This window comes from Streptomyces melanosporofaciens, assembly GCF_900105695.1.
Taxonomy (GTDB): domain Bacteria; phylum Actinomycetota; class Actinomycetes; order Streptomycetales; family Streptomycetaceae; genus Streptomyces; species Streptomyces antimycoticus.
In genome coordinates, this window is record NZ_FNST01000002.1 from 5,524,650 (window position 1) to 5,551,329 (window position 26,680).

The following is a 26,680-nucleotide window of genomic DNA, read 5'->3' on the forward strand; positions in this document are numbered from 1 at the left end:
CATGGACGATCGAGGGGCCATGAACGATCGACAAGTCGTGGACAACCGACAAGTCGTGGACGACCGACAAGTCGTGGACGACCGACGGGTCGATGACGACCGTAAGGACCTCCTCAAGGGCCCGCCGTACGCGGACTGCGTGCTGTGCGGCGAGCCCACCGAGCACCCCGCCACGCGCCCCGGAGCGACGCTGTGCCCCGTCTGCGAGTGGCAGGAGGCCCAGCGCACCGCCTGCTCCGGCTAGGAGGTGCCCGGCGGATCGTGGCGCCGGCGGCCGGCTGCTCCCCACCCCGCCCCTTCCCCGACCGGGGCTCTGCCCCGGACCCCGGAGCCCAGGGGCGGCGCCCCTGGGAATGGTCATGGGCGGGCGGGGAGCAGGCGGCCTTGTCCCTTCGCGCGTCGTCGATGTGTGGTTTCGCCGTGTGGCAGGGCCCTGGCCCGGACCTCGGGGTCCAGGGGCGGAGCTCTTGGTATCGGGAAGGGGCGGGGAGGGGAAAGACCCTCCGGACCACCCCCCGTAGGCCCTGCCCGGCGAAGCCGCCGGACAGGGCCAAGCCCAGTGCCGCGGAACGGCGCTAGTGGCGCCAGGGCCCGGTCACGGCGAACGTCGTGCCCGGGGTGTAGCAGTTCACGTACATCGTGCGGCGGTCCGGCGCGAAGGTGACGCCCGCGAACTCACCCCACTCGGGCTCCTCCGCTGTGCCAATGTTCTGTGCGCCCCGGGCCATCGGATAGACCTCGCCGCGCCGGGTCACCCCGAAGACGTGCTGGGCGCCGTTGCCGTCCTCGCAGACCATCAGGCCGCCGCTGGGCGCGAGCGTGATGTTGTCGGGGGACTCACCGGGCAGTTGCACATCCGTCTCGGGGCCGAAGACGATCACCAGCGTGAGGCGCCGCCGGTCGGGGTCGTAGCGCCAGATCTGGCCGAAGTGATCGGCCGCCGAGCCGTCCGCGCTCTTGGCGAAGCTGGAGACGAAGTAGACCGACGAGCCGCCCCAGTAACACCCCTCCAGCTTTTGGGCGTGGGTGATGCCGCCGGGACCGAAGTCCTGGAAGCGGATGGGGGTTTGGCGGGCGAGCGGGTCGGGGACATCCACCCACTCGACGTGGTCGAAGGTCGTGCCGGGCTCCTGGATGGTGGACAGATCGGGCACCCCCGGCACTCGCAGTGCCTGCAGCTCCCCGCCCGCCCGTAGTGAGCCGATGCCGCCGAGCGGCTTCTTCGGCCGGAAGCGGTAGAAGAGCCCGAAGGGCTTCTCGAAGGCGTCCTCGGTCTCGTAGACGACGCCGTTGCGCGGATCGACCGCGATGGCCTCGTGCTGGAAGCGGCCCATGGCGGTGAGTGGTACGGCGCCGGTGCGGCGCGGATCGTACGGGTCGACCTCGAAGATGAAGCCGTGGTCCTTGGTGTAGCCGTTGGTACCGGCCCGGTCCTCGGTTTCCTCACAGGTCAGCCAGGTGTGCCAGGGCGTGGGCCCGCCCGCGCAGTTGACCGCGGTGCCCGCGATGGCCACCCGCTCGGACAGCACGCGGTTGCCGGAGTCGAGCTCCAGGGCGGTGCAGCCGCCCAGGCCCATGGGGTCGTAGGTGAGGCCGTTCACCGCGGGGACGCGGATCGCGGCGTCATTACGGTTCTCATGGTTGCGGACCAGATGCGTACGGCCGTGGCGGCCGCCGCTGCGGCCCGGGAAGGCGGCCATGCCGTCGCAGTGGCTGGGGACCTTGCCCTCGCCGGAGCGGAGCTCGTCGCCCTCGCGCGAGAGCACCCGGTAGCGGAATCCCTCGGGCAGGTCGAGCAGTCCATCGGGGTCGGGGACCAGGGGGCCGTAGCCGCCTTGGCCGAGTGGCTGGGGATCCGGTTCGGCGGCCGCGGCCGTCCCGGCGAAGAGTTCGGAGACGCTGCCGGTGAAGGCGATCGAGGCGATGGACGCCCCCAGCGCACCGGTGCGGCCGAGAAGCTGACGTCGTGTCGCTGACATGCGGTAACTCCCTGCTGGCGGACAGAGAAGATGACCGCACGTGTGTATCACGGGTGCGGGGGCGCGGTGAACCATCCGATCAGCGGTGCGTGGGTCGATCAGCGGTGCGCCGCAACCAACCGATCAGCGGTACGCGGCTCGATCAGCGATGCGCCGCGGGTCGATAGGCGATGCGCCGCGGGTCGATAGGCGACGCGCGCCCCCACCCGCGCTCAACGTCCCGACGACGCGGCGTCGGCCAGCCCCTTCGCGTCCCGGGCCAGGGCCGTGAGCCGGGATATCGCCCGGAAGTACTTCTTCCGGTAGCCCCCGTTCAGCATCTCCTCGCTGAAGAGCTGGTCGAACGGCACCCCGGAGGCCAGCACCGGCACCTCGCGGTCGTAGAGCCGGTCGGCCAGCACCACCAGCCGCAGCGCGGTCGACTGGTCGGGTATCGGGCCGACCCCGGTCAGGCAGACGGCCTGGATGCCGTCGCACATCGCGCCGTAGCGGCTCGGATGCACCCGGGACAGATGGTCCAGCAGGGCGGGGAAGTCGTCCAGGGAGGCGCCGGGTATGTGGCGCGCCGCCCGGGTGACCGTCTCGTCGGAGTGCGGGGCCGGGGCCGCCGGCAGACCGCGGTGGCGGTAGTCCTCGCCGTCGATGCGCAGCGTACGGAAGTGGGCGGACAGCCCCTGGATCTCGCGCAGGAAGTCGGCCGCGGCGAACCGGCCCTCGCCCAGCTTGCCCGGCAGCGTGTTGGACGTCGCGGCGAGCGCCACGCCCGCCTCGACCAGCTTGCCCAGCAGTGTGGAGACCAGGACGGTGTCGCCCGGGTCGTCCAGCTCGAACTCGTCGATGCACAGCAGCCGGTGGCCGCTCAGGGTCTTCACGGTCTGCTGGAAGCCGAGCGCGCCGACCAGGTTGGTCAGCTCCACGAAGGTGCCGAACGCCTTCAGCTCGGGGGCGGCCGGGGTGGCGTGCCACAGGGAGGCCAGCAGATGGGTCTTGCCGACGCCGTAGCCGCCGTCGAGGTACATCCCGCGCGGACCGCCGCTCGCCGCGGGCTTGGCCTCCCGGCGGAACCAGTGCCTGCGGCGGCCGCCCTTCGCGCCCGCCCCGCCGCCGAGCCGTCCGGCGAACCCTCGCAGCGCCTCGACCGCCTCGGCCTGGCTGGGCCGGCCGGGGTCGGTGATGTAGTTGTCGAAGCTCACGGTGGCGAAGCGGGGAGGCGGCACCATCTCGGCGACCAGGCGCTCCGCGGGAACCTGCGGCGCACGAGCGGTGAGGGCGACGGGGGCTTCGGCGGCTATGCGGCCTGCCGAGCCGGATGCGGTGGTTGGTGCAGACACGGATATCCAGGGTAGTCGCTCTTCACCCGAGCACTGTCCGAGAGGGAGGCATGTCACACTGCGGCCTATGCGACGCCTGTTCCCCGTGCCTGTCCGAACGTCTGCCGACAGCTCCGCCGAACCGTCCGCCGGAGAGCGTGAAACCGGAGCGCGTGCACCCGAGGACCGCGCATCCGAAGACCGTGAATGGGGCCTCGACGAACTGGCCGACGCCTACGCGTATCCGGAGCCGCCGCACGGCCCCTCGGGCGCCTTCCTGCGGGCCAACATGGTGTCCTCGCTGGACGGGGCGGCCCATCACGACGGCCGGTCCAAGCCCCTGTCCTCCGACGCCGATATGCGGATCTTCGGGGTGCTGCGCGGGCTCGCCGACGCCGTGGTGGTGGGCGCGGAAACCGTACGCCTCGAGGGCTACCGCCCGGCGCGCGCCCGTGAGGCGTTCGCCGAGCGGCGGGCGGCGCTCGGCCAGGCGCCCGCGCCCGCGATCGCCGTGGTGAGTGCCAGCCTGGACCTGGACTTCTCGACGCCGCTGTTCACCGAGCCGCTGGTCCCGACGATCGTGATCACGGGCGCGGCGGCAGCGGCGGAGCGGATCGAGCGGGCCCGTGCGGCGGGGGCCGAAGTGGTCTTCGCCGGGGCGGGGCCGTCCGGGCGGGTCGACGCGGCGGCGGTCGTGACCGCGCTCGCCGAGTTCGGCCACACCCGGCTGCTCACCGAGGGCGGCCCCACGCTGCTGGCGCAGTTCGCGGCGGCCGGGGTGCTGGACGAGCTGTGTCTGGCGGTGGCCCCCCTGGTCACCGCGGGCGACGCGAAGCGGATCATGGACGGAGTCGAACTGGGGGAACCGGAACAGTTCACTCTCGATTCCGTCCTGGAGGAAGCCGGGTTTCTTTTCACCCGCTACCGTCGGATTTACCAATAACTTATAAAAACGTCCGTAAACCCGCGAAAAGGATCGCGAAGGAGAAGGGCATCCGCCGTGTTCACGAGCGTATTGATGATTGAGAAGCCCCTGACCCCCGCCGACGTGGAATTCGTCACCACCTTGCACGGCGACGACCCGGTCTCCTTCGTCGTCCTGATGCAGCCCCGGGGCAGCAAGGACCGGCTGCTGCGCGCGATCGACGACATCGCCCTCGGCGAGCTGGAGCAGGCCACCCAGGAGGGGGACGAGCCGGAGGGCAGGGAGGCCCTGGAGCCCGCCGAGCAGGCGCTGACCCACTCGGTGGCGGCGCTCCAGGCGGCCGGCAGCCAGGCCCGCGGCCATGTCGTCCAGCGCCGTCCGCTGGAGGTGCTGCGCGGCGTCGTGGAGGAGACCCGGGCCGATGAGGTGATCGTGCTCACCGCCCCGCACTTCGTGGAGGAGTTCTTCCACCGGGACTGGGCCTCGCGGGCGCGCCACAAGGTGGGGGTCCCGGTGCTGAAGCTCTTCTCGCACGCGGTGGACGAGGACCAGACCACGGCCGGCGGCTGAGCCGCGGCGCGGGTCCCCGCGGCCATCGGCGGGGCGGGCCGCCGGGGGTGCGAGAATCGGGCCGACAGCACTCACCGAGAACCAGGGGAGACCCGTACATGGCACCGGCCGGCACCGCCTCCGACGCGCTGGATCGACCGCACTTCATCGGCATCGGCGGCGCCGGGATGTCGGGCGTGGCGAAGGTCCTCGCCATGCGCGGCGCACGGGTCTCGGGCAGCGACACCAAGGACTCGCCGATCGTCGGGGCGCTGCGCGAGCTCGGCGCGACGGTGCACATCGGCCACGCCGCCGGGAACATCGCCGCCGACGCCACCAGCGTCGTCGTCTCCAGCGCCATCCGCGCCGACAACCTCGAACTGGTCACGGCGCGGGAGCGCGGCATCCCGGTGGTGCACCGCTCCGACGCGCTCGCCGCGCTGATGGACGGCTCCCGGCCGATCGCGGTCGCGGGCACCCACGGCAAGACGACCACCACCTCGATGCTGGCCGTCTCGCTGCGCACCCTGGGCCTGGACCCGTCGTATGTCATCGGCGGGGATCTGGACGTCCCCGGTTCCAGCGCCCGCCACGGCGACGGCGAGATCTTCGTCGCCGAGGCCGACGAGAGCGACCGCAGCTTCCACAAGTACGCGCCCGAGGTGGCGATCGTCCTCAATGTGGAGCTCGACCACCACGCCAACTACGCCTCGATGGACGAGATCTACGCATCGTTCGAGACCTTCGTCGGCCGGATCCGGCCCGGCGGCGCGCTGGTGATCTCCGCCGACCAGTCCGGCGCCCGTGAGCTGACCGCCCGGGTCAGCGGGGGCGAGGGGCCTCGCGTGCTCACCTACGGCGAGGACGAGGGCGCCGACGTGACGGTCCTGGCCATCGAGCCGCACGGGCTGACCAGCGAGGTCACCGTCCGGCTCGCGGAGGCCCTGGGCGGCGCGGAGATCACCTTCACCGTCTCCGTCCCCGGCCGCCACTACGCGCTCAACGCCGTCGCCGCCCTCACCGCGGGCGCCGCCCTCGGCGTCCCGGCCCACGAGCTGGCCCCCGCCCTCGCCTCGTACACGGGCGTCAAGCGGCGGCTGCAGCTCAAGGGCACCGAGGCCGGGGTGCAGGTGATCGACTCCTACGCCCACCACCCCACCGAGATCGCCGCGGACCTCGAGGCGATCCGCGGCGGCGCCGGGGAGGGCCGGGTGCTGGTGGTCTTCCAGCCGCATCTGTTCAGCCGCACCCAGGAGCTGGGCACCGAGATGGGCGAGGCGCTCGCGCTCGCCGACGCCTCCGTGGTCCTGGACATCTACCCCGCCCGCGAGGACCCGGTCCCCGGCATCACCAGCGCTCTGGTCATCGACGCCGCGGCCCGCCACGGGGCGGATGTGACCGCCGAACACGACCGGAACGCGGTGCCCGAGCTGATCGCCGGAATGGCCAAGCCCGGTGACCTTGTTCTCACCATGGGCGCGGGCGATGTGACCGATCTCGGTCCGGAGATTCTCGCCCGTCTGCAGAGCCCGGAGAACTGAGGAGGTCCGTCCCCATGGCGTACGACATCGACAAGCCGGAGGAGCAGTGGCGCGCCGAGCTGACCCCGCAGGAGTACCACGTCCTGCGGGAAGCCGGCACCGAGCGTGCCTTCACCGGTGAGTACACCGATACCAAGACGGTCGGCGTCTACTCCTGCCGGGCGTGCGGGGCGGAGCTCTTCCGCTCGGAGACGAAGTTCGAGAGCCACTGCGGCTGGCCGTCGTTCTACGACCCGGCGGACAGCTCGGCCGTCGAGCTGCTGGAGGACCGCTCGCACGGCATGGCCCGCACCGAGGTGCGGTGCACCCGCTGCGGCTCCCACCTCGGCCATGTCTTCTCCGGCGAGGGCTACCCCACCCCGACCGACCAGCGCTACTGCATCAACTCCATCTCGCTGCGGCTGACCCCCGAGGAAGGTTGAGCCTCAGGGCCCCCGAGGAGGACTGAGCCTCAGGGCCTCGGCCCCAGCCGCAGCACGGCGGCGGTCTCGGGCGGCAGTCTCAGCATGCCGTCCGGGCCCGGGAGCTCGATCCGCCGCCAGGCGGCGACCACCTCGGTGACCTCGCCGGTCCGGGGCCCCAGCCAGGTCTCGACCGGCCGGTCGCCCGGGTTGAGCAGAACCCGCAGCGGGCCGCGCTGAAAGCTGAAGCAGCCGTCCGAACCGGTGGACAGACCCGTATACGCCCAGGTGGGGTCGGTCAGCGCCGGTTCGGCGCGGCGCAGCGCGATCAGCCGGCGGTACCAGTCGAGCAGCGCCCGGTGCGGCTCCCGCTCCGCCTCCCGCCAGTCGAGGCAGGACCGCAGCCGGGTCGCCGGGTCCTGGGGGTCGGGAATGTCCCCCTCCGCCCAGCCGTGGGCGGCGAACTCCCGGCGGCGGCCGGACCGCACCGCCTCGGCCAGCTCCGGATCCTGGTGGTCGGTGAAGTACTGCCAGGGCGTGCGGGCGCCCCACTCCTCGCCCATGAAGAGCATGGGGGTGAAGGGCGCGCACAGCACCACGGCCGCGGCGCAGGCCAGCAGCCCGGGGGAGAGCCTCGCGGAGAGCCGGTCGCCGACCGCCCGGTTGCCGACCTGGTCATGCGTCTGGGCGTAGCCGAGCAGCCGGTGCGCGGGGGTGGTGTGCGGGGTCAGCGGCGTGCCGTGGCGGCGGCCCCGGAACGTCGAATGGGTGCCGTCGTGGAAGAAGCCGCCCATCAGCGTCTTGACCAGGGCCCCGGGCCCCTCGGCGGCGAAGTCGGCGTAGTAGCCCTGCCGCTCACCGGTGAGAAAGGTGTGCAGGGCGTGATGGAAGTCGTCGTTCCACTGTGCGTGCAGCCCGTGGCCGCCCGCCTCGCGCGGAGTGGTGGTGCGCGGATCGTTGAGATCCGATTCGCCGATCAGGAACAGCGGGCGGCCGGTGCGGGCGGCCAGCGCGTCCACGGCGGCCGACAGCTCGGCCAGGAAGTGCCGGGCCCGGTTGTCGCGCAGCGCGTGCACCGCGTCCAGCCGCAGCCCGTCCAGGCGGAAGTCGCGCAGCCAGGCGAGCGCGCTGCCGGTGAAGTACGCCCGCACCTCGTCGGAGCCGGGCGCGTCGAGGTTGACCGCCGCGCCCCAGGGGGTGTGGTGGGTTTCGGTGAAGTACGGGCCGAAGGCCGGGAGGTGGTTGCCGGAGGGGCCCAGATGGTTGTGGACCACGTCGAGGACCACCCCGAGGCCGTGCCCGTGCGCGGCGTCCACGAACCGCGCCAGCCCCTCCGGCCCGCCGTACGGCTCGTGCACCGCCCAGGGCGCCACGCCGTCGTACCCCCAGCCATGGGTCCCGGGGAACGGGCAGACGGGCATCAGCTCCACATGCGTGACGCCCAACGCGGCCAGGTGCGGCAGCCGTTCGGCCGCCGCCTCGAAGGTGCCCTCATGGGTGAAGGTGCCGATGTGCAGCTCGTAGAGGACCGCGCCCGGCAGCGGCCGCCCGAACCACTCCCGCTCCCAGCGGAAGCGGGAGTGGTCGACCACCGCGCTCAGCCCCTCGGGGCCGTCCGGCTGGCGGCGGGAGCGCGGATCGGGGAGCGGCGGGCCGTCGTCCAGCGCGAAGCCGTACCGCGTCCCGTGCCCGGCCTCGGCCTCGGCCCGCCACCACCCCTCGCGGCCCGGGTCGGGCTCCATGGGGCGGTCACGCCCGTCCACATGGAGCCCGACCCGCCCGGCGTGCGGCGCCCACACCTCGAACAGCACTGGCGTCTCCTCACCTCGACCGACGGTCCCCGACCATGCTGCGGGACGCGGCGCCGGCGGCGCAGCAGGGCGACACCGGTCAGATGAGGTCGATGCGCTCCTGGGTGACGGGATACCCCGCCCTGGCGAAGTGCGCGGCCATGGGGAGGTTGGGCTGGTCCGTCGCCGCCGCGATCTTCGTGGCGCCCTGCTCCACCAGATCGTGGGTGCACTCCACGAGCAGGTCGTACGCGTAGCCGTGGCCGCGCTGTTCGGCGACGACGCCTATGTAACCCACGCAGGGCCCGCCCGGATTGCGCGCGGGCACCTGGATGCCGACCAGCTCCCCTTCGGGCGTATAGGCCAGCCGCCACCACTCGCGCGGCGACGGGAACCAGGCGAGGATGTCCATGAGCTCCCGCACCGCGGCATCGACACCTCCCCGGGCGATGGCGCGCCGGTCGTGCGCGTCGAGGGTGCCCGGCATGATGCGGCGCAGCGCGTCCTCGATCGCCGCGTCATCGGGCTCCGGCCGGAACTCCAGCCGCCCCGGGCGCTCGGGCAGTCCGCACTCCGGCGTCCACTCATAGCGGTAACGCTCGATCAGGGGGACGAGCCCGCCCGCCACGGCGGCGTCGATACGGGCCTGGGCGGCGGCCCGCAGCTCGGGCTGATCGCGCCAGCCGGGCGGGGTCAGCAGGCTGTACTCGGTGCGCAGCGGTGCGGTGCGCAGCAGTTCGGCGGCGGCGTCGGCCTCGCCGTCGGCGAAGTCGAACCAGTCCAGGGCGATGGGCGCGGTGTCCTCGGGCCCGGCCCACCACGCGGCGCGGGCCACGACCCGCTCCTCGCGCAGCGCCACCCAGGTCCACTCGGGGCGGTATTCGCCGCCCTGGCCGACGGTGGCGTAGGTGTGGCCGAGGCAGCCCCGGCCGACGAGCGCGGGGACCCGCAGGGTGTGGAACAGATGGGCGTCGTCCTCGGTGAGGGGACGGATGACCAGATCGGTCATGGGGTTCCTTCCAGGAAAGTGACGCGCTCCCGGTCGGATGCCTGATCGATGGCGATCAGACGCGAATACGCCCGGCGGACAGGGGGCGGGAGCGCGGATACGTCGTGATGTCCATTGCTCTCGCCTCCTTCCTCGGTTCAGGGCGTGCCCGCACTCTATGCCGCCGAAGTCGCGGTGTCCACGCCATTTTCCCGGGGGGCCGGCCTGCCGCCCGCGAGGGGGAAGGGGGCGGCAGACCGGCATGGGATGAGGTGCACCTGACAGATTCACGAGCGGGTCGGAGCACCTGCGTGGACTGGTGTGAGAGGCAGACTAGTGCACCATGCAGATCGGCGCGGCCGCCGTGTCCGGGGAGCCGCCACCGGCCGTATAGCCGAAGGTCGTCGACACCCCGGCGGCCAGTGAACCGTTCCAGTCGGCATTGGTGACCGAGGCCGACGAACCGGTGGCGGACAGCTTGCCGTTCCAGACGCTGTCGATCCGCTGCCCGGACGGCACCGTCCAGTCGACCATCCACGAGGAGATGGGTGTGGCACCGGAGTTGGTGACCGTCACTTCGGCCTGATAGCCGCCGTTCCAGGTGCTGGTCACCTTCTGGGCGGCGGAGCAGGAGGCCGTCGGCGGGTTGCCCGGCGGGTCCGTGGGGTCGCTGCCCCCGGCACTGCTGCCGGGGACCGTCACCTCGCCGTTGCCGCCGTCGAAGACGACGTCGGAGCAGCTGTAGAAGGTCTCCTGGCTGTCCGAGCGCGTCCACACGGTGTAGATGACGTGGCGCCCGCTCTTGCCGGAGGGCAGATCGGCCGTCCAGGTGTACTTCCCGTCGACCGTGCCGACCTGACCCGACAGCGGCGGGTTCGTCACCGTGTTGAACGGCTGGTCCTCCAGGTCGTTCCAGGTGAGCGGCTTGGTCGGGTCGATCGGGGCCTTGGTGACATAGCTGCGGAACGACCCCGGGTGCGCGGCCCATGCGTTGTACGAGAACTGCATGGACTTACCGGCCGTCAGATGGGTCACCGGCCAGTCCTTGCTGCCAACGTCGAACCCGGAGAAGTCATAGACGGTGGCCGCGCCGCTGCACAGCTTGCCGTCCGGGATGAACCCCTTGGTGCGGCCCGCGCCGTCCGAGCGGAGCACCGCGAACCAGTTGTAGAAGGGCGTCGCACCGCTCTTGTCGTACGCGGCCTTGCACGCCGGGTTGGTCGGCTTGACCTCACCGGTCGAGGACAGGCTGTACTTCCAGCAGAGGTAGGTGCGGCTGCCCGGTGCCATCGGCGCGCCGTGTGCGGAAGCGCCGCCCGAGGAGAAGAAGACGAGGCCCAGGGCGGGCAGGACCGAGAGCAGGACCAGAGTTGCGGACCTGCGCGCACGGGAGGGGCCCGGCGGGCGTGCGGACGTGACGAGAGCCAGTAATCGTCGAGGCATTGCGCGTGTTTCCCTTCGACGTGAACGGGTCAGGAACCGTCGGTGTGGGAGCGCTCCCAATTGCTTGGTGAACGTAGCGCGCACTCGGCCACCTGTAAATGCTTCAGGACATGAACGCCGCAGGCTTTCTGGTGGGGCGCCAGGAAGGGCGGCGGCGGCGACCCGCCGCGCCCGGGCGCCCCGGGGACCGTCAGCTACGGACCAGCAGCGCCACCGGAAGCCCGGACAGCAGCTCATCCAGCGCTTCGGATCCCTCGGCCGTCCGCCCGGTCAGCAGATCCCGCCAGCGGCCCGCCGGCAGCAGCAGCCGGGTGGCGCCCCAGCCGCCCGCCTCCGCCAGCCGCCGCGAGAGCCGGGTGACCACGGTGACCGCCCCGCCGCCCCCGACGCCGCCCCCGACGCCGCCCCCGCCTCCGTCCTCGTTCCCGGCGTCCGCCCGTACGAAGGCCACGCAGTGCGCCGCCGAAGGCCCCTCGGCGGTCAGCGGCGCATAGCCGCTTCCCGGGCCGAACCACCGCGGACGCTCCCGGCGCAGCCGCAGCGCGGCCCTGGTCAGCAGCAGCTTCTCGGCGGAGACCCCTCGGGCCTCCGGCCCGCCGCCGAACTCGGGCGGGCGGCGGTTGTCCGGGTCGACCAGGGCCGTATAGAGGTGTTCGGTGCCCATATAGAGGTCCGGGACGCCCGGCATGGTGAGCTGCAGCAGGGCGGCGCCGAGCGCGTTGGCTCGCGCCGGTCCGTCGAGTTCGGCGCCGATCGCGGCCCATACCGACGGGTCGGCCGCGCACGGCCCGGCCTCCAGGAAGGCGGTCACCTCCTCCTCGTACGCCGCGTTCTGCTCCGTCCAGGTCGTCCGCAGCCCCGCCTCGCGCACCCCCTTGAGCACGGCGGGGACCAGCCGTGCGGCGTCCCCGTGACCCAGCGCGAGCGCGGTCTGCCACGCCGTCCAGGCCAGTTGCGGATCCGGGGCGGGGACCGAGCGGGTCAGCTCCTCCACCATCCGCGCCCACCAGCCCGGGCATTCGGTGAGCGCCGCGAGCCGGGCCCGGGCGTCCGCGCTGCGCTTGGTGTCATGCGTGGAGAGCACCGTGCCGGTGGCGGGCCAGTCGCGCAGCAGCCGGGCGGCGAAGGCGTGGAACTCCTCGGGGGCCACGGCCGGCCGTCCCGGATCGCCGCCCACCTCGGCGGCCGACAGCAGCGGGGTGTAGCGGTAGAAGGCGGTGTCCTCCACCGACTTGGCGCGCAGCGCGGCCGCCGTCTGGGCGAAGCGGGCGCAGAAGTCGCGATGGTCCGGGCCGTCCCCGAGCCTGCCCAGCGCCGCGTCCCGGACGACCCCCACCACCCGGGCCTCCTGCTCCACCGTGAACGCCTCCCGGGCGTCCGCCGCCGCCGAGCGCAGCATCACCGCGTCGGCGTCCGTCGCGGGCGGGCCGCCCACCGAGGCGTACGGGCGGTAGACGGGCAGCCGCACCAGCAGCTCGCGGATCGCGGTGCGCAGCGCCCAGGGCGCGTGGTCGCGCAGCCGGGGGTCGGCCGCGCAGATCCGGGAGGCGGTGCGCGTCAGCCGTGCCACCTCGGCGGCCAGTTCGTGGGTGACCACCTCACGGGCGGCGCGGCGGACCGTGGCGGGCCAGTCGCCGCCGAGGTCGGCCGGGGGAGCGGCGAAGGCGCGATAGCGGGCGGTCAGCTTCGCCAGCCCGTCCGGGTCGACGAAGAGCCCGTCGATGTGGTGCAGCGCGTCATAGCCGGTGGTCCCGGCGATCGGCCAGGTGGCGGGCAGCCGCTCGTCCCGGGCGAGGATCTTCTCGACCACCGTCCACCGGCCGCGTCCCCCTTCCCCGTCGCTCGCCTCGCCCGTCGCCGCCCGCACCGCCCCGTCCAGCCGCCGCAGATACCCCTCCGGGTCGGCGAGCCCGTCCGGATGGTCGATCCGCAGCCCCTCCACGACCCCGTCCCGCACCAGCTCCAGCAGCGTGGCATGGGTCGCCGCGAACACCTCCGGGTCCTCCACCCGCACCGCGATCAGCTCGGAGATGGTGAAGAACCGCCGGTAGTTGAGCTCGGTGCGGGCCAGCCGCCACCAGCCGAGCCGGTACCACTGGGCGTCCAGCAGCTCGCCGAGCGGCAGCCCCTCGGTGCCGGGGCGCAGCGGGAACGTGTGGTCGTAGTAGCGCAGCGTCCCGTTCTCGACCCGCAGCCGGTTCCACTCCTCGCCGAGCGGACCGCCGAGCACCGGCAGCAGCACCTTGCCGCCGTGGGCCCGCCAGTCGATGTCGAACCAGCGCGCGTACGGCGACTCCGGGCCCTCCCGCAGCACCTCCCACAGCGGGGCGTTGAGCCGCTCGGGGGCGGGGGCGGCCATATGGTTCGGCACGATGTCGACGATCAGCCCGAGGCCGTGCGCCCGCGCCGTACGGGCGAGTGCGCGCAGCCCCTCCTCGCCGCCCAGTTCGGCCCGGACGGCGGAGTGGTCCACCACGTCATAGCCGTGGCTGGAGCCGGGCACCGCCTCCAGCACGGGGGACAGATGCAGATGGGAGACGCCGAGCGAGGCCAGATACGGCACCGCTCGCTCCGCCGCCGCGAAGGGGAAGGCGGGCTGGAGCTGGAGGCGATAGGTGGCGGTGGGTGTGCCGGGGTCAGCCGTCATATGAACGTACGTACCCACCCGGCGCGCCCCACCACAAAAAGGACATCTACTTGAGGGCTTCGATGACCCTTCGGGGTGAAGGCGTCAACGGGACGATGGGGTCGTTGGAGGAGTGGGAAGCGGCTGCTCGAGTGCGGGCGACGCCCGGGCCGCCCGGCACCTCTTGCGGATATATATCGAGCCTCGATATATTCTCGATGCATGACGCGAAAGAATCCGTCTCTGACAGAGCCGCAGTTCTTCATCCTCGCCGCGCTCATGGACGGGCCGTTGCACGGCTACGGCATCATCAAGGCCGCAGAGACGGCCACTGACGGGCGGCTCCGGATCGCCGTCGGCACGCTCTACGGCGCGCTGGAGCGGATGGAACGGGCCGGTCTGGTGGCCGCCGACCACGAGGAGATGGTGGACGGGCGGGCGCGGCGGTACTACCGGCTGACAGAGGACGGCACCGAGTTGCTCGGCCAGGAGGCGCTGCGGATGCAGCAGGCGGCGGCTTTCGTCATCGGACGCTCACGGAATCGTGGGGTGGCGGAGGCATGAACCGTCTCCTGCTCGCGGCCTACCCCGCGTCCTACCGTTCCCGGCAGGGAGACGAGTTGCTGGCCTGTCTGGCCGAGGCGTATCCCGGCCGCGCCTGGCCTCCGCCACGGGAGATCGTGCCGTTGGTGCGCGGCGGGTTGGGGGCCCGCGCCCGTGCCGTCGTGGACGACACGGCACGGCCGTGGTGGCTGGACGGCGTTCATCTGGCGGCCCTCGCCCTCGCTGTGTTGGCACTCGTGCCGTACCTCCAGGACGTATGGCACTGGACCCTGCACATCGATCCCGGCCAGCAGGCCATCGCGTTCCACTTCTCCGGCTGGTACCCGTGGGCGGAAGGGCCCGGTACGAAGACGCGGCTGCTGCCCTACGGGCTGCTGCCGCTGGTCTGCCTGGTCGCCCTGGGGCGCGGCAAGGCGTGGATCGCGCTGCCGGCCGCGGCGGCGATGGTCTACGCCGGTGCCACTTTCCGCAGTTCCACCCTCTTCGGCCACGAAGGCAAGTACGGGCTGGGCTATTACGGGCTGGGCTCCCCGATCACGGCCCATGACCTGGCGCTGTCGGTGACACTGTGCATCGCGTGCGCCGTGCTGGCGGTCTGTCGTACTGGCCGGCTGCGGCGTCACTCGTTCCGCTGGCTGGTGCCCGTGGTGCTCGCCATGTTCGTGGCCGGGAGCCTCCAGCTGACCGCTGTCAGTCCGGCCTTCCAGCGCGGCCTGTTCACCTTCGAAGTCGCCGCGTTGATCGCCGCGTGGGCGGCGACGGGCGCCACCGGCGACCGCCGGTGGCTGATTCCCGTCGCGGCCGTCGCGTTCATCCGTACGCAGGCGATCGTCGCCCGGCCGGACGGGTTCATGAATTCCCTGCCGGCGCTGGTGGTCCTCGTCCTCCTGGTCGCACCTCTTCCGGCTCTGGCGATCGCCGCTCAGCGCAGGCAGGACCATTCGCTCGCCGGATAGCGGACCAGCACCGGGCACGAGGCACACGAAGAAGGAAAGCGATGACTCAACACGACAGCTCGATCCTGCCCGCACACCGCCCGGACACCTCCGGCCAGACCCCTGAAGTCCGCGCCGTATCCGGCCCTTCGAGTACAAAACGGCCGTGGATGCCGCCTCTGCTGTACGCCCTTGGACTCCTGGCGATGTACCTGTTCGCCGTCCACACCCCGGTCGGACAGCGGGCCGAGAACGGGATCTTCAACAGTTCGGAGGCCGGCTCGCTGGATGCGTGGTTCTACCCCTTGTCGGGATCGGAGTTGGACTCGACGCCTATGCCGCCGATGGGACAGAGCGCCGAGCCCACTCTGATGGTGGGTCTGGCCGTCCTCGTGGTCCTCGCCCTGGTGGGACGGTACTGGTGGCGGGGGTGCGCGGCGCTCGCGATCGTCGTTCTCACCGCCGGGGGCGGCGAGGTGCTCCACAAGGTCCTGCCCCGCCCCGACCTGGTGAACGCCCCCGAGAATCTCGTCTTCCAGGGCTTCCCCAGCGGGCACGCGACCGTCCCCGCCGCGCTGACCCTCGCCGCCGTCTTCGTCGTCGCCCCCCGCATCCGCCCCTACGTCGCCGCGATCGGTGTGCTGTGGCTCGCCTGCACCGCCTCCGTCTCCGCCACCATGGGCGGCCACCGGCCCAGCGACGTGCTCGGGGCCACCCTGATCGCCTGCACCTGCTCCGCCCTCGCGACCTGGCTGGTGCCGCTGCTGCCGCGCGCCGCCGCACCAGATGTCATGCCGATCCCCCGTGCGCTGCCCGCCGTCGTCCTGGCTCTGTCGGCGGCCCTCGCCCTCGTCTGCGGCGCACGGGACGACTCCCTCACACGGTCACTGACCTCCGGGGCGACGGGGTTCGTGTGCGTGGCCCTGGTCTGGTACGCCGCGGTGATACTGCCCTCGCGGCTCGCGCAGACCGCCGGCCGCGCCCCGCGGCCCAGGCGGGCCCCGGACCTATAAGCAGACACCAGCCTCTAGGCCGGCCGCTGCAGCACCATCAGGCTGCGGTCCACCAGGGTCAGCACATCGCCCGCCGCCACCTTCGCCCCGCTGCCCGGCTCCACGCCCTCCGGCACCGCCGTGTCCACGATGACCTGCCACTGCTTGCCGTGGTCGATGGGCACGACGAAGTCCAGCGGCTCATGGTGCGCGTTGAACAGCAGCAGAAACGAGTCGTCGGTGATCCGCTCACCGCGCACCCCCGGTTCGGAGATCGCGCTGCCGTTGAGGAAGACCGCGAGGGACTTGGCATGCGCCGCCTGCCAGTCGCGCGGGATCATCTCCTCGCCCTCATGGGTGAACCAGGCGATGTCCGACAGCTCGTCATGGGTGCCCTCCACCGGCCGTCCGTGGAAGAAGCGGCGGCGCCGGAAGACCGGATGGTCGCGGCGCAGCCACACCAATGAGCGGGCGAAGCGCAGCAGCTCCAGGGCCGAGCGGTCCTCCCATTCGCCGTCCTGCGCCTTGGTGTGATCGGGCCAGCGCACCCAGGACACCTCGTTGTCCTGGCAGTACGCGTTGTTGTTGCCGCCCTGGGTGCGCCCGAACTCGTCGCCGTGGCTGAGCATCGGCACGCCCTGGGAGAGCATCAGGGTCGCGACGAAGTTGCGCATCTGGCGCTCGCGCAGCGTCCGCACCGCCGGATCGTCGGTCTCGCCCTCGACCCCGCAGTTCCAGGACCGGTTGTAGCTCTCGCCGTCCTGGTTGGACTCGCCGTTGGCCTCGTTGTGCTTCTCGTCGTAGCTCACCAGGTCGCGCAGGGTGAAGCCGTCATGGCAGGTGACGAAGTTGACCGAGGCCAGCGGGCGCCGCCCGTCGCCCTGGTAGAGGTCGGAGGAGCCGGTCAGCCGGGAGGCGAACTCGGCCAGCGTCCTCGGCTCACCGCGCCACAGATCCCGCACGGTGTCCCGGAACTTGCCGTTCCATTCGGTCCACAGGGGCGGGAAGTTGCCGACCTGATAACCCCCCTCGCCGACGTCCCAGGGCTCGGCGATCAGCTTCACCTGGCTCACCACCGGATCCTGCTGGACCAGGTCGAAGAACGAGGACAGCCGGTCCACCTCGTGGAACTGCCGGGCCAGCGTCGCCGCCAGATCGAAGCGGAAGCCGTCCACATGCATCTCGGTCACCCAGTAGCGCAGCGAGTCCATGATCAGCTGCAGTACGTGCGGGGAGCGCATCAGCAGGGAGTTCCCGGTGCCGGTGGTGTCCATGTAGTACCGGCGGTCCTCGGTCAGCCGGTAGTACGAGGCGTTGTCCAGGCCCCGGAAGGAGAGCGTGGGGCCCAGGTGGTTGCCCTCGGCCGTGTGGTTGTAGACCACGTCCAGGATGACCTCGATGCCCGCCTGGTGCAGCGCCCGGACGGCCGATTTGAACTCCAGCACCTGCTGGCCCCGGTCGCCCCAGGAGGCGTAGGCGTTGTGCGGGGCGAAGAAGCCGATGGTGTTGTAGCCCCAGTAGTTGGCAAGCCCCGCGTCGGCCAGCCGGTGGTCGTGGACGAACTGGTGCACGGGCATCAGTTCCAGCGTGGTGACGCCCAGCTCCGTCAGATGTTCGATGATCGCCGGATGGGCGAGCGCCGCGTACGTCCCGCGCAGCTCCTCCGGCAGCCGGGGATGGCGCATGGTCAGCCCCTTGACGTGGGCCTCGTAGATGACGGTGCGGTGGTAGTCGGTGCGCGGCGGGCGGTCGTCCCCCCAGTCGAAGTAGGGATTGACCACGACCGACGCCATGGTGTGCGGGGCGGAGTCGAGGTCATTGCGCTTGTCGGGCCGCCCGAAGTGGTAGCCGTAGACCTCCTCGCCCCAGCCGATCCGCCCGCTGATCGCCTTGGCGTACGGATCCAGCAGCAGCTTGGCGGAATTGCAGCGGTGGCCGGACTCCGGCTCGTACGGGCCGTGGGCCCGGAAGCCGTAGCGCTGCCCCGGCATGATCCCCGGCAGATAGGCGTGGCGTACGAACGCGTCGGACTCCCGCAGCTCGACCGCCGTCTCCGAGCCGTCGTCGTGCAGGAGGCACAGCTCGATGCGGACGGCGGCCTCGGAGAACACCGCGAAGTTGGTTCCGGCGCCGTCGTACGTGGCGCCAAGGGGGTAAGCCTGCCCCGGCCAGACCTGCATACGTCGACTCTTCCACTTCTTCTCCGGGGGCCGCGAACACCCCAGGCATTGGACGGAACCTGACCGACCCTGCATCCTTTCCCAACTGGCCGGACCCATCCGCCCTTTCAACAGAACTTCCTCAAAAGGGAGGCAACCTACGGCCATATCGGTTCGTCCTACCGGGTGACCTCCGCGTACGCGTATCCCGCTATGCGGTCCGATGTGATGACAGGGGGGATTGGGGGAGGATGTGCGCAAGATGATGCACCGCCACCTGGGCAAGGTGGTGGCCGGCGCCGCCGTGGCCGCCACCGCCACGGCGGTCATGATCGGGGTGACGCTCCCGGGGAGCGCCTCCGGCAAAGAGGGCTCGGGTGGGGGACCCCAGGGCTCGGCGGCGGAGCAGGGCCAGGCGGCCCGGCAGCTCCCCGGTGTGGTGGAGGACGCGCCCGAGCAGGGCCGCACCGGCACCGGCCGCGATCCACTGACCGACGATGAGATGAAGCGCGCCCAGACCCTCACGGGCGGCGGCGGCTTCCGGCTGAGCAGCGAGGACGTCAAGGGTGCCAAGGGCCCCGAGCGGCTCTCCACCGACCTCGCGGAGCTCGGCCCCGACGAGGTGGGGGCCGCCGACGCGCCGCGCCGCGCCGAGGTGACGTACTACGACTACAAGGACGACACCTACGTCACCAAGACGGTCGACCTCGGCAGCGGCAAGGTCACCGGCACCGACACCCAGCACGGTGTCCAGCCGCCGCCCAACCGCGACGAGGTGATGGAGGCCGCGCGGCTGCTGATGGATGACAAGCTGGGCGAGGGGCTGAAGAAGGACTTCAAGGACGCCACCGGCAAGGCGCTGACCCGCCCGGACCAGCTGACCGTCACCGGCTTCGTCTACCGCGCGGGCGAGGGCAACCCCGGTCCGGCCTCGGTCGGGGACTGCGGCGCGCACCGCTGCGTACGGCTGTTCACCCGGGTGGTGAACGGCCAGTGGATCGACACCCGGCAGATGGTGATCGACCTGAGCGCCCGCAAGGTGGCCAAGCTCGGTTGAGCCGGGTGCCAGGCACCGGCGCAGCGCACACCCCTACGCCTCACCTTCATCACAGGAGTCTTTCCATGCCTGAAAGCAGGCTCCGCCGCGCCCGTGCCCGGGTCGCGGCGGCCATTGGCGCCTCGGCGCTGCTCGGCACCGTGGCGGTCGCCGCCGGGCCGGTCGGCACCGCCCAGGCGGCCCCGCAGAGTCCGGCCGCGGCGGATTGCAGCACCCCGTACAGAATCGAGCAGAAGCTCGACGGCGGCACCACCTGGCGGATGTGCTGGCACTACGAGAGCAACGCCGGGCTGGTGCTCGACAAGGTCTCGTACCAGCCCAAGGGCGAGAGCGCCCCGATCAAGGTGCTGACCTCGGCCAAGCTGGGCCAGATCCATGTGCCGTACGACGACGGCAGCAATGAGTACGACGACCTCACCGGGCAGGGCTTCGCCCAGGGGCTGCAGCAGCTCGACCCGGCCGAATGCCCCGGCGGCACCATCAAGACCGTGCGGGTGCCCGACGCCTGGGACCCCGAGCATCCGAATGTGAAGGGCCTGTGTGCCACCACCCGGGCCCGCGGCCACGCCTACCGCATGGGCACGGGGGGCTTCGGAGCCGGCGAGGACAACAAGGTCTACCAGCTTCAGGGCAAGGACCTGCTGGTCTACACCGTCAATCAGGTCGGCTGGTACGAGTACATCACCGAGTGGCGGTTCGCCGGTGACGGCACCATGACCATGCAGGTCGGCGCCACCGGCACGCTCTCCCCGATGGACTACGACGCGGGCGACGGCCGCGGCTGGCCCATCGGCAAGGGCGCCAAGGACTACGCCACCAGCCACGCCCACAACGTCTTCTGGCGGCTGAACTTCGGGCTCGACGGCTCGCCCAAGAGCAAGGTCGAGCAGTACGACTCCAAGACCACCGCGACCTCGGGGCAGATCCCGAAGACCAAGACCACCCGCACCAAGGTCACCAAGGAGCTGGCGGGCGACGCGGCGCCGGCCCGATGGTGGCGCGTGGTCAGCTCGGCGGGCAAGAACAAGGACGGCCATCCACGCAGCTACGAGATCGTCCCCGGCCACACCACCAAGTACCAGGGCCGTAGTTTCACCAAGCACGACGTCTACTTCACCGAGTACAAGAAGTGTGAGCAGTTCGCCAGCAACAATCTGCGCAACTGCGGCGCCGGGGCGGGCAAGAGCGTCGACAAGTGGGTCAATGGCCAGACCCTCAAACACCCGATCGTATGGGTCAACATCGGGTTCCATCACATCGCCCGGGATGAGGACCAGGAGCCCATGCCGCTGCACTGGCAGGGCTTCCAGCTCTCCCCGCGCGACGTCACCGCTATGAATCCCCTCACGCCTCCTGCACTGTCCGGACACAACGGCCATACAGAAGAGGAACGTTGACCCGATAGGCAGGACCTGAGTGTCGCACCGCCCCCGCCAGCGCAGTAGTCTGCGGTGATCGTTGGTCGGGGGCGGAAGGCGGTGCACAGGTGAGCTCGGGCGGGCTGGAGCTGCCCCCCGGTGACGGAGGTCCCGGGGGTGACGGCTCCACCGACGCACCTCCCGGCGCAGTGTCCCTGGTGCGGCCGATGGAGATCGGAGCGGAACTGGACTGGGGCGCCGACGCCTGGAGCGAGGTGCGCACACGCGCACGCCGGGCCGGGCGGGCCTATATCTGGCTCAACCTCGTGGAACAGCGGCTGCGCGCGGTCGTCAACGCCGTACTGCGGCCCATCTACGAACCGGTCCACGGCGAGGACTGGGTCATCGCCGCCGCCGGCCCCGCCGGGCAGGAGTGGGTGCAGCGGGCGGTCGCGGTCCGTGAGGTGAGCCGGCGCAAGGGCTATCTGCTCGACCCCGCCGACGACAATGTCGTCAGCTTCCTGACCCTGCCGCAGCTCCGGGAGCTCCTCGTCCAGCACTGGCCGTGCTTCGAGCCGTACCTCGACGACCGCCGCGAGGTCGAGCTGGCCCTGGACGAGCTGGAGGTCGCCCGCAATGTGGTCTCCCGCAACCGCGCCCTGTCCGTGACCGTCCTCGCCCAGGCCGAGCGCGCCTCCGCCCGGCTGCTGGAGATCCTCGGCAGCGGTACCGGCTCCCCCTCCGCCGACCGGCTGCCCATCGACGCCGTCGAGGACCTCGTCGGCGACCGCTACGCCGATGTCGTGGGCGTCCATCCCGACCGGGTGCGGCTGCAGCGCCAGCTTCCCGCCGAGGACCTCTTCGGCAACGCCCGCCGGCTCGACGCCGTCGGTATCGGGCTCAACCTCCTGGTGCAGAACTACTCGGGCCGCCGGCTGGTCCGGCTGGCCGAATCCGGCTGCCGGGCCCGGTTGCTCTTCCTCAACCCGGCGAGCAGCGCGGTACGGCGGCGGGAGCGCGAACTCGGTCTGAAGAAGGGCGAGATGAGCCGCTCGGTGGAGATGAACATCCTCCATATGCGGCGGGTGCGCGCCCGGCTGCGGGACCCGGACGCGTTCGAGATCCATGTCTTCGACGAGACCCCCCGCTTCACCGCCTACCTGGTCAACGGCGACGGCGCGGACGGCCTCGCGGTCGTCCAGCCGTATCTGCGCAAGGCCCGGGGCATGGAGGCCCCGGTCCTGGTGCTGCGCGGCGGTGGACGGGGCAGCGACGTCGTCCGCGAGGGCGGGTCGCAAGAGGGCGAGGGCGGGCTCTTCGGGACCTACCGCGAGGAGTTCGAGAGCGTCTGGGCGGACTCCCGGCCGGTGTCCTGACCGCTGTTAGTGAACCGGATGGTCCGCGCCCCGGTACGGCGGCCGTAGCGCCCGGGCGGCCCAGCGGCCGTCGGTGCGGCTGATGTGCACCGGGTGGTCGAAGCACTTGCTGATGGCGTCGGTGGTCAGCACCGCGTCGACCTCCCCCGCGCTCAGGCACTCGCCCTCCCGCAGCAGCATCGCGTGGGTGGTGCTGGCGGGCAGCTCCTCCAGGTGGTGGGTCACCAGGACGGTGGCCAGTTCGGAGTGTTCCCGGCGCAGGGTGTCCAGGCTCTCCAGCAGCTGCTCACGGGCGGCCAGGTCCAGCCCGGTGGCCGGTTCGTCGAGCAGCAGCAGCCGGGGGAGGGGCATCAGCGCCCGGGCGATCAGCACCCGGCCGCGCTGGCCCTGCGACAGGGTCGGCCAGCGCGCGTCCAGCTTCCCGCCCATGCCGAGGGTGGTCAGCAGCCGGTCGGCCCGCTCCCGCTGCTCGGGGGTGGAGTGGCGGCGGGGGACCGGCTCCACGGTGTTGGTCAGCCCGGTGAGCACCACGTCCCGCACCCGCAGCGGGGAGCGCAGCGGATGCCGGGGATCGACATGGCCCACGAACGACCGCAGCTCCCGCAGATCCACCCGCCCCAGCGTGCGGCCGAGGACCTCCACCGTGCCGTGCGTCGGGTGCACCAGCGCGCCCGCGAGGCTCAGCAGAGTGGACTTGCCCGCGCCGTTGGATCCGAGCAGCGCCCAGTGCTCCCCTGGTGGACGGTGAGCGAGATCGAGCGCAGCAGCGGGGTGCCGTCGCGCACCACATCCACATCGCGCAGCCTGAGTACGGGGACGGCCGGGGCGGTCACGGGGCCGCCACCTCCTTTTCGCTGTCGAAGAGTTCCATGACGGCCTCGAGATGGGAGACCGTGGCCGCGATCGCGGTGTCGGCGTCCCCGCGCGCCAGCCCGTCCAGCAGCTCGGCGTGGGCGCACGACACATCGGGCAGTGCCGTCTCGTAGCTGACCATCTCCACCAGCGCGGCGCGCAGCACCGGCAGGACGGAGGTGAACAGGCCGAGCAGCACGGCGTTCCCGGACAGCTCCACCACGGCCCGGTGGAAGGCGAGATCGGCGTCCACGAAGGCGGCCGGATCGCCTCCGGTCCGCTCCTGGCGCAGCGCGAGATGGCCCCGCAGCCGCCCGATGTCCTCCGGCCGCAGGCGCCCGGCGGCCAGCCGGGCGGCCTCCACTTCGAGGGCGCGGCGCACCTCGTACACCTCCCGCAGCCGGGCCCGGCGCAGCAGCCGCCGCATATCGCCCTCCCCGGCGGGGGCCGGGGGATCGGCGGCGTAGGTGCCCGAGCCATGGCGCACCTCCACCAGCCCGTCATGGGCCAGCAGCCGCACGGCCTCCCGCACCGAGGAGCGGCCCACGCCCAGTTCGGCGGCGAGCGCCACCTCATTGGGCAGCCGCTCGCCGGACCGCCATCGACCCTCCGCAAGCATCGCGCGCAGAGCGCTCTCGACCCGCGGCACCACGGGCCCGTGCCGCAACCGTGCCGTCTCCGCCACCGCGCCGCGCCTTCCTGAACGATCTTCCGAGACGGCGGGACTCTAACACAGAGTCCTCAGACGTCTGAGGACTTGCCGTGGTCGCCGGGTTGTGGCTCGCCGGGCCGGAAGCCCTGAAGATCCTTCACCGGTCGTTGTCAGTGGTGCGTGGGAAGGTGGTGCACACCTGGGGGAAGTACGACAAAGGGAGGGGCGGTCATGGGCTGGCATCGGGGGCTGCTGATCGGATTCGATCTGGAGACGACGGGCACCGAGCCGCGGACGTCGCGGATCGTGACGGCGGCCGTGGTCGAGGTGAGGGACGGGGAGCCCATAGGGCGGCGCGAGTGGCTGGCCGACCCTCAAGTGCCCATCCCCGACGGCGCCGTGGCGGTGCACGGGATCACCAATGAGCGGGCGGCGGCGGAGGGCCGGTCCGCGCGTGAGGTGGTCGAGGAGGTCGCCGAGGTGCTGGTGACCCACTGGCGCGCCGGCGCCCCGGTGGTGGCGTACAACGCGGCGTTCGATCTCAGCCTGCTCGCCGCCGAGTTGGGGCGGCACGGGCTGCGCCCGCTGAGCGAGCGGCTGGAGGGCGCGGAGACCGGGCCCGTGGTGGATCCGTACACGATAGATCGCGCCGTCGACCGCTATCGCAAGGGCAAGCGCACGCTGGAGGCCGTCTGCGGGGAGTACGGGGTGGTGCACGACCGCGCCCATGACGCCGGTGCGGACGCGCTGGCGGCGGTGCGGGTCGCCTGCGCGCTCGCCGAGCGCCACCGCGAGGTCGCCGGGCTCGAGCTGTGGGACCTCCACCGCAAGCAGGTGGGGTGGTACGCGGGCTGGGCGGCCGACTTCCAGTCGTGGCTGCGCCGCAAAGGCACCCCCGACGCGGTCGTGGACGCCGGCTGGCCCCTGCGGGAGGCCGGCGCGGTGATGGGGTAGGGCCCGCCCGGCGGAGAGCGGAGCGTAGGGAGCGGAGAGCGGAGGCCGTCGCACCGATGAGTTTCCGGCCGCCGGCCGGTCCGTATGGGTGAGAGGCACTGAGGGGCACCACGGACTCGATGAGGAGAGACCGACCGTGACCGACGACCAGACCACCATGATCGACTTCGCACCCACCGTCCACCGGGTGACGGCGCTGCTCAGCGGCGTCTCGGACGAGCAGCTCAACGCACCCACACCATGTGGCACCTACTCCGTTGGAGATCTGCTCGACCACTTCATGGGGCTCGCCATCGGCATGCGCCACGCCGCCGAGAAGACCACGGCCACGGCGGGCCCGGACGACCCCGCCCCCGGGGAGGGGTCGGCGGACCGTCTTGACCCCGGGTGGCGGCAGGAGCTGCCGCGTCGGCTCGACGCGCTGACCGAGGCCTGGCGCGAGCCGTCCGCCTGGCAGGGCACCACGGTGGCCGGGGGCGTCACCATGCCCGCCCAGATGATGGGCGTCGTGGCGCTGGACGAGCTCCTGATCCACGGCTGGGATCTCGCCCGCGCCACCGGCCAGCCCTACGACTGCGATGCCCGCAGCGCCGAGGCCGTCATCGGATGGCTGTCGGCGTTTCCGGACGAGCAGCGCCCGGACGGCGCGTTCGGCCCCATGGTCTCCGTCCCGGACGACGCCCCGCCGCTGGACCGCGCGGTCGCCTTGAGTGGCCGCGACCCGGGGTGGCGGGCCTGAGGGAACGCCGCACGGCGAGTCCGTCGGGCCGCGGCCCGGTTGGCGGCCCCGGGCCCAACCCGTTCATCCCGGGCCCGGGGGGGCCGGTGGGTCGTGCCGCCTGCGGCGGGCTGCTCCCCTCCCCGCCCCTTCCCGAAACTGGGGCTGCGCCCCAGACCCCGCATCGGGCTCTGCCTCGCGCCTTGGGCTGGTGCTGTGCCCTTGGCCCCGCACCGGGGCTGCGCCCCTGGCCCCGCATCGGGCTCTGCCTCGCGCCCTGGGCTGGGGCTGCGCCCCTGGCCCCGCACCGGGCTCTGCCTCGCGCCCTGGGCTGGGGCTGTGCCCCAGACCCCGAAACCGGGGCTCTGCCCCAGATCCCGGGGTCCAGGGGCGGAGCCCCTGGTAACGGGAAGGGGTGGGGAGGGGGAAGCATCGATATGCGGCTCCGCCGCGTGGTCCGCCGGACACCCGTAGGCGCGGGCCGCGCGGCGGGGAAGTCGGCGTGGTGCGTGGTGCGTGCCGCGTGGTGCGGCGCAGGGTGGCGCCTGAACCGGAGCCGTTCGTTCAGAACGTGTGCCAGCGCACCGTCGGGTCGTCCTCCCGCAGGGAGGCGATGCGGCGGGTGAACTCGGCGCGCGCCGCCGGGTTGCCCGGGGCGTGCTGGGCGACCCAGGCGCAGCTCGCCGTCTCCCGCGCGCCGCGCAGCACCGCGCAGCCGGGCCACTCCCGGACGTCCCAGCCGTACTCCGCCACGAACGCGTCGTACGCCTCCGCCCCGAGCCCATAGCGGTCCCGGGACAGGGCCATCACCACCAGATCGTGCTCGCGCAGATCGTGCGAGAAGGTCTCCAGATCCACCAGCACCGGGCCGTCCGGGCCGATGTGCACATTGCGCGGCAGCGCGTCGCCGTGGATCGGACCGGGGGCGAGCCGCGGAGTCAGCTCCTCGACGGCGGCCGCGAAGTCGTCCCGGCGGGCGCGCAGATACGCCGCGTCCGCCGGGTCGATCGCGTCCCCGGCCAGCCGCAGCCAGCGCTCGATCCCGCCCAGCAGATCGCGGCGCGGCAGCGGGAGCGGTGCCGGATCGGCGGGCGGGTCGGGCAGCGCGTGCACCATCCGCAGCAGCTCCGCGAGGTCGCGCGGCCCGGCGGGGCGTACCGGATCGGGAAGCCGCTGCCAGTACGTGACGAGGTGATTGGCGAACGGAAGCGGCTGCTCGGAGCCGAAGCGCCGGTCGGGACGTACCGCGGGCAGTCCCTCGCGGGCGAGCCAGTCGGCGATCCGCAGCTCCCGGGCGGCCCGGTCCCACACCTCCAGATCGCGGCTGATCCGGACCACCAGGGAGAGGCTGTCGACGGCGAAGACGGCGTTCTCCCCGAGGGCCAGCAGCCGGGCCTCCGCCGTACCGTCCCGGTAAGGCGGCAGCGCGGCCGAGAGCACGGCCCTCGCCCGATCCTCCGTGAACGCGACATCCGCCACCGCCGTACCCTTCTCCTCGGTTGCTCCTCGTC

At 72.1% G+C, this 26,680-nt stretch carries 22 protein-coding genes and 1 pseudogene; 13 read left to right on the forward strand and 10 right to left on the reverse strand.

What is annotated here, in order from left to right:
* Positions 1-19 precede the first annotated feature (19 nt).
* On the forward strand, positions 20-244 hold the full coding sequence (locus BLV72_RS26705; protein ID WP_143059810.1) for a hypothetical protein: 225 nt from the start codon (positions 20-22) through the stop codon (positions 242-244).
* A gap of 331 nt (positions 245-575) precedes the next feature.
* Here BLV72_RS26705 and BLV72_RS26710 read toward each other — a convergent pair whose 3' ends face one another.
* Both BLV72_RS26710 and zapE read right to left on the reverse strand, forming a co-directional pair.
* Positions 576-1,979: a PhoX family protein gene (locus tag BLV72_RS26710; protein WP_167746408.1), complete on the reverse strand. Its 1,404-nt coding sequence runs from the start codon at positions 1,977-1,979 to the stop codon at positions 576-578.
* A gap of 212 nt (positions 1,980-2,191) precedes the next feature.
* A complete protein-coding gene (gene zapE, locus BLV72_RS26715) occupies positions 2,192-3,310 on the reverse strand; it encodes a cell division protein ZapE (protein WP_425288398.1) in 1,119 nt (372 codons plus the stop codon).
* Between the two features lie 67 nt (positions 3,311-3,377).
* On the opposite strand from zapE, the gene BLV72_RS26720 reads away from it, so the two are divergent.
* From BLV72_RS26720 to msrB, 4 genes are all read left to right on the forward strand, one after another.
* Positions 3,378-4,232, forward strand: coding sequence for a pyrimidine reductase family protein (locus BLV72_RS26720; protein WP_093465373.1), 855 nt, complete (start codon positions 3,378-3,380; stop codon positions 4,230-4,232).
* A 75-nt stretch (positions 4,233-4,307) separates the two neighbouring features.
* Positions 4,308-4,784 (forward strand): indole-3-glycerol phosphate synthase, encoded by a 477-nt coding sequence (locus tag BLV72_RS26725; RefSeq protein WP_093465375.1) that lies wholly within the window; start codon positions 4,308-4,310, stop codon positions 4,782-4,784.
* A 98-nt stretch (positions 4,785-4,882) separates the two neighbouring features.
* Positions 4,883-6,304: a UDP-N-acetylmuramate--L-alanine ligase gene (gene murC, locus BLV72_RS26730; RefSeq protein ID WP_093465377.1), complete on the forward strand. Its 1,422-nt coding sequence runs from the start codon at positions 4,883-4,885 to the stop codon at positions 6,302-6,304.
* Between the two features lie 14 nt (positions 6,305-6,318).
* Positions 6,319-6,726 carry a peptide-methionine (R)-S-oxide reductase MsrB gene (gene msrB, locus BLV72_RS26735; RefSeq protein WP_059141743.1) on the forward strand — a complete coding sequence of 136 codons (408 nt, stop codon included), beginning with the start codon at positions 6,319-6,321 and terminating at the stop codon, positions 6,724-6,726.
* Between the two features lie 29 nt (positions 6,727-6,755).
* Here msrB and treZ read toward each other — a convergent pair whose 3' ends face one another.
* The 4 genes from treZ to treY all read right to left on the reverse strand — a co-directional run bounded on the left by treZ (position 6,756) and on the right by treY (position 13,573).
* Positions 6,756-8,516 carry a malto-oligosyltrehalose trehalohydrolase gene (gene treZ, locus BLV72_RS26740; protein WP_093465378.1) on the reverse strand — a complete coding sequence of 587 codons (1,761 nt, stop codon included), beginning with the start codon at positions 8,514-8,516 and terminating at the stop codon, positions 6,756-6,758.
* Between the two features lie 79 nt (positions 8,517-8,595).
* Positions 8,596-9,504, reverse strand: coding sequence for a GNAT family N-acetyltransferase (locus tag BLV72_RS26745; protein WP_093465380.1), 909 nt, complete (start codon positions 9,502-9,504; stop codon positions 8,596-8,598).
* 312 nt (positions 9,505-9,816) lie between these two features.
* Positions 9,817-10,926: a lytic polysaccharide monooxygenase gene (locus BLV72_RS26750; protein WP_093465381.1), complete on the reverse strand. Its 1,110-nt coding sequence runs from the start codon at positions 10,924-10,926 to the stop codon at positions 9,817-9,819.
* A gap of 190 nt (positions 10,927-11,116) precedes the next feature.
* The gene (treY, locus tag BLV72_RS26755; RefSeq protein WP_093465383.1) at positions 11,117-13,573 is read right to left on the reverse strand and encodes a malto-oligosyltrehalose synthase; all 2,457 of its coding nucleotides are present in this window, start codon (positions 13,571-13,573) and stop codon (positions 11,117-11,119) included.
* 201 nt (positions 13,574-13,774) lie between these two features.
* On the opposite strand from treY, the gene BLV72_RS26760 reads away from it, so the two are divergent.
* The 3 genes from BLV72_RS26760 to BLV72_RS26770 are packed head-to-tail and all read left to right on the forward strand — an operon-like array spanning position 13,775 to position 16,064.
* The gene (locus BLV72_RS26760; RefSeq protein WP_020867824.1) at positions 13,775-14,116 is read left to right on the forward strand and encodes a PadR family transcriptional regulator; all 342 of its coding nucleotides are present in this window, start codon (positions 13,775-13,777) and stop codon (positions 14,114-14,116) included.
* Positions 14,113-15,072 carry a hypothetical protein gene (locus BLV72_RS26765; RefSeq protein WP_093465384.1) on the forward strand — a complete coding sequence of 320 codons (960 nt, stop codon included), beginning with the start codon at positions 14,113-14,115 and terminating at the stop codon, positions 15,070-15,072. Before BLV72_RS26760 ends, BLV72_RS26765 begins: the two co-directional genes overlap by 4 nt.
* Positions 15,073-15,113: 41 nt before the next feature.
* Positions 15,114-16,064, forward strand: coding sequence for a phosphatase PAP2 family protein (locus tag BLV72_RS26770; protein ID WP_093465386.1), 951 nt, complete (start codon positions 15,114-15,116; stop codon positions 16,062-16,064).
* Between the two features lie 14 nt (positions 16,065-16,078).
* Here the strand turns inward: BLV72_RS26770 and glgX are convergent, their stop codons facing one another.
* Positions 16,079-18,223 (reverse strand): glycogen debranching protein GlgX, encoded by a 2,145-nt coding sequence (gene glgX, locus BLV72_RS26775; RefSeq protein WP_093465387.1) that lies wholly within the window; start codon positions 18,221-18,223, stop codon positions 16,079-16,081.
* Positions 18,224-18,464: 241 nt separating this feature from the next.
* Between glgX and BLV72_RS26780 the strand changes: the two genes are divergently transcribed.
* The 3 genes from BLV72_RS26780 to BLV72_RS26790 all read left to right on the forward strand — a co-directional run bounded on the left by BLV72_RS26780 (position 18,465) and on the right by BLV72_RS26790 (position 21,993).
* Positions 18,465-19,259 (forward strand): Tat pathway signal sequence domain protein, encoded by a 795-nt coding sequence (locus tag BLV72_RS26780; protein ID WP_208905737.1) that lies wholly within the window; start codon positions 18,465-18,467, stop codon positions 19,257-19,259.
* Between the two features lie 65 nt (positions 19,260-19,324).
* Positions 19,325-20,656 carry a copper amine oxidase gene (locus BLV72_RS26785; RefSeq protein WP_093465389.1) on the forward strand — a complete coding sequence of 444 codons (1,332 nt, stop codon included), beginning with the start codon at positions 19,325-19,327 and terminating at the stop codon, positions 20,654-20,656.
* An 89-nt stretch (positions 20,657-20,745) separates the two neighbouring features.
* Complete coding sequence (locus BLV72_RS26790; protein ID WP_093465390.1) at positions 20,746-21,993, forward strand: SAV2148 family HEPN domain-containing protein; 1,248 nt, start codon at positions 20,746-20,748, stop codon at positions 21,991-21,993.
* A 6-nt stretch (positions 21,994-21,999) separates the two neighbouring features.
* Here BLV72_RS26790 and BLV72_RS26795 read toward each other — a convergent pair.
* Together BLV72_RS26795 and BLV72_RS26800 are read right to left on the reverse strand one after the other, a co-directional pair.
* Positions 22,000-22,826 (reverse strand): annotated as a pseudogene (locus BLV72_RS26795) (ABC transporter ATP-binding protein).
* Positions 22,823-23,530 carry a FadR/GntR family transcriptional regulator gene (locus BLV72_RS26800; protein WP_093465392.1) on the reverse strand — a complete coding sequence of 236 codons (708 nt, stop codon included), beginning with the start codon at positions 23,528-23,530 and terminating at the stop codon, positions 22,823-22,825. Before BLV72_RS26800 ends, BLV72_RS26795 begins: the two are co-directional and overlap by 4 nt.
* Positions 23,531-23,728: 198 nt before the next feature.
* Here BLV72_RS26800 and BLV72_RS26805 point away from each other — a divergent pair, with 198 nt between their 5' ends.
* Both BLV72_RS26805 and BLV72_RS26810 read left to right on the forward strand, forming a co-directional pair.
* Positions 23,729-24,451, forward strand: coding sequence for a 3'-5' exonuclease (locus tag BLV72_RS26805; RefSeq protein ID WP_093465393.1), 723 nt, complete (start codon positions 23,729-23,731; stop codon positions 24,449-24,451).
* Between the two features lie 136 nt (positions 24,452-24,587).
* Positions 24,588-25,190, forward strand: coding sequence for a TIGR03086 family metal-binding protein (locus BLV72_RS26810; RefSeq protein ID WP_244320976.1), 603 nt, complete (start codon positions 24,588-24,590; stop codon positions 25,188-25,190).
* 543 nt (positions 25,191-25,733) lie between these two features.
* Here the strand turns inward: BLV72_RS26810 and BLV72_RS26815 are convergent.
* Positions 25,734-26,648: a phosphotransferase enzyme family protein gene (locus tag BLV72_RS26815; protein ID WP_093465395.1), complete on the reverse strand. Its 915-nt coding sequence runs from the start codon at positions 26,646-26,648 to the stop codon at positions 25,734-25,736.
* Positions 26,649-26,680: the final 32 nt, after the last annotated feature.

What these genes read in the sequence shown, in the direction of transcription:
- BLV72_RS26805 (WP_093465393.1), top strand. Translation starts at nt 23,729, where the DNA reads ATGGGCTGGCATCGGGGGCTGCTGATCGGATTCGATCTGGAGACGACG.
- msrB (WP_059141743.1), top strand. Translation starts at nt 6,319, where the DNA reads ATGGCGTACGACATCGACAAGCCGGAGGAGCAGTGGCGCGCCGAGCTG.
- murC (WP_093465377.1), top strand. Translation starts at nt 4,883, where the DNA reads ATGGCACCGGCCGGCACCGCCTCCGACGCGCTGGATCGACCGCACTTC.
- glgX (WP_093465387.1), bottom strand. Translation starts at nt 18,223, where the DNA reads ATGCAGGTCTGGCCGGGGCAGGCTTACCCCCTTGGCGCCACGTACGAC.
- BLV72_RS26770 (WP_093465386.1), top strand. Translation starts at nt 15,114, where the DNA reads ATGACTCAACACGACAGCTCGATCCTGCCCGCACACCGCCCGGACACC.
- BLV72_RS26705 (WP_143059810.1), top strand. Translation starts at nt 20, where the DNA reads ATGAACGATCGACAAGTCGTGGACAACCGACAAGTCGTGGACGACCGA.
- BLV72_RS26780 (WP_208905737.1), top strand. Translation starts at nt 18,465, where the DNA reads ATGATGCACCGCCACCTGGGCAAGGTGGTGGCCGGCGCCGCCGTGGCC.
- BLV72_RS26710 (WP_167746408.1), bottom strand. Translation starts at nt 1,979, where the DNA reads ATGTCAGCGACACGACGTCAGCTTCTCGGCCGCACCGGTGCGCTGGGG.
- BLV72_RS26725 (WP_093465375.1), top strand. Translation starts at nt 4,308, where the DNA reads ATGATTGAGAAGCCCCTGACCCCCGCCGACGTGGAATTCGTCACCACC.
- BLV72_RS26785 (WP_093465389.1), top strand. Translation starts at nt 19,325, where the DNA reads ATGCCTGAAAGCAGGCTCCGCCGCGCCCGTGCCCGGGTCGCGGCGGCC.
- BLV72_RS26765 (WP_093465384.1), top strand. Translation starts at nt 14,113, where the DNA reads ATGAACCGTCTCCTGCTCGCGGCCTACCCCGCGTCCTACCGTTCCCGG.
- BLV72_RS26750 (WP_093465381.1), bottom strand. Translation starts at nt 10,926, where the DNA reads ATGCCTCGACGATTACTGGCTCTCGTCACGTCCGCACGCCCGCCGGGC.
- BLV72_RS26720 (WP_093465373.1), top strand. Translation starts at nt 3,378, where the DNA reads ATGCGACGCCTGTTCCCCGTGCCTGTCCGAACGTCTGCCGACAGCTCC.
- BLV72_RS26760 (WP_020867824.1), top strand. Translation starts at nt 13,775, where the DNA reads ATGACGCGAAAGAATCCGTCTCTGACAGAGCCGCAGTTCTTCATCCTC.
- BLV72_RS26745 (WP_093465380.1), bottom strand. Translation starts at nt 9,504, where the DNA reads ATGACCGATCTGGTCATCCGTCCCCTCACCGAGGACGACGCCCATCTG.
- treY (WP_093465383.1), bottom strand. Translation starts at nt 13,573, where the DNA reads ATGACGGCTGACCCCGGCACACCCACCGCCACCTATCGCCTCCAGCTC.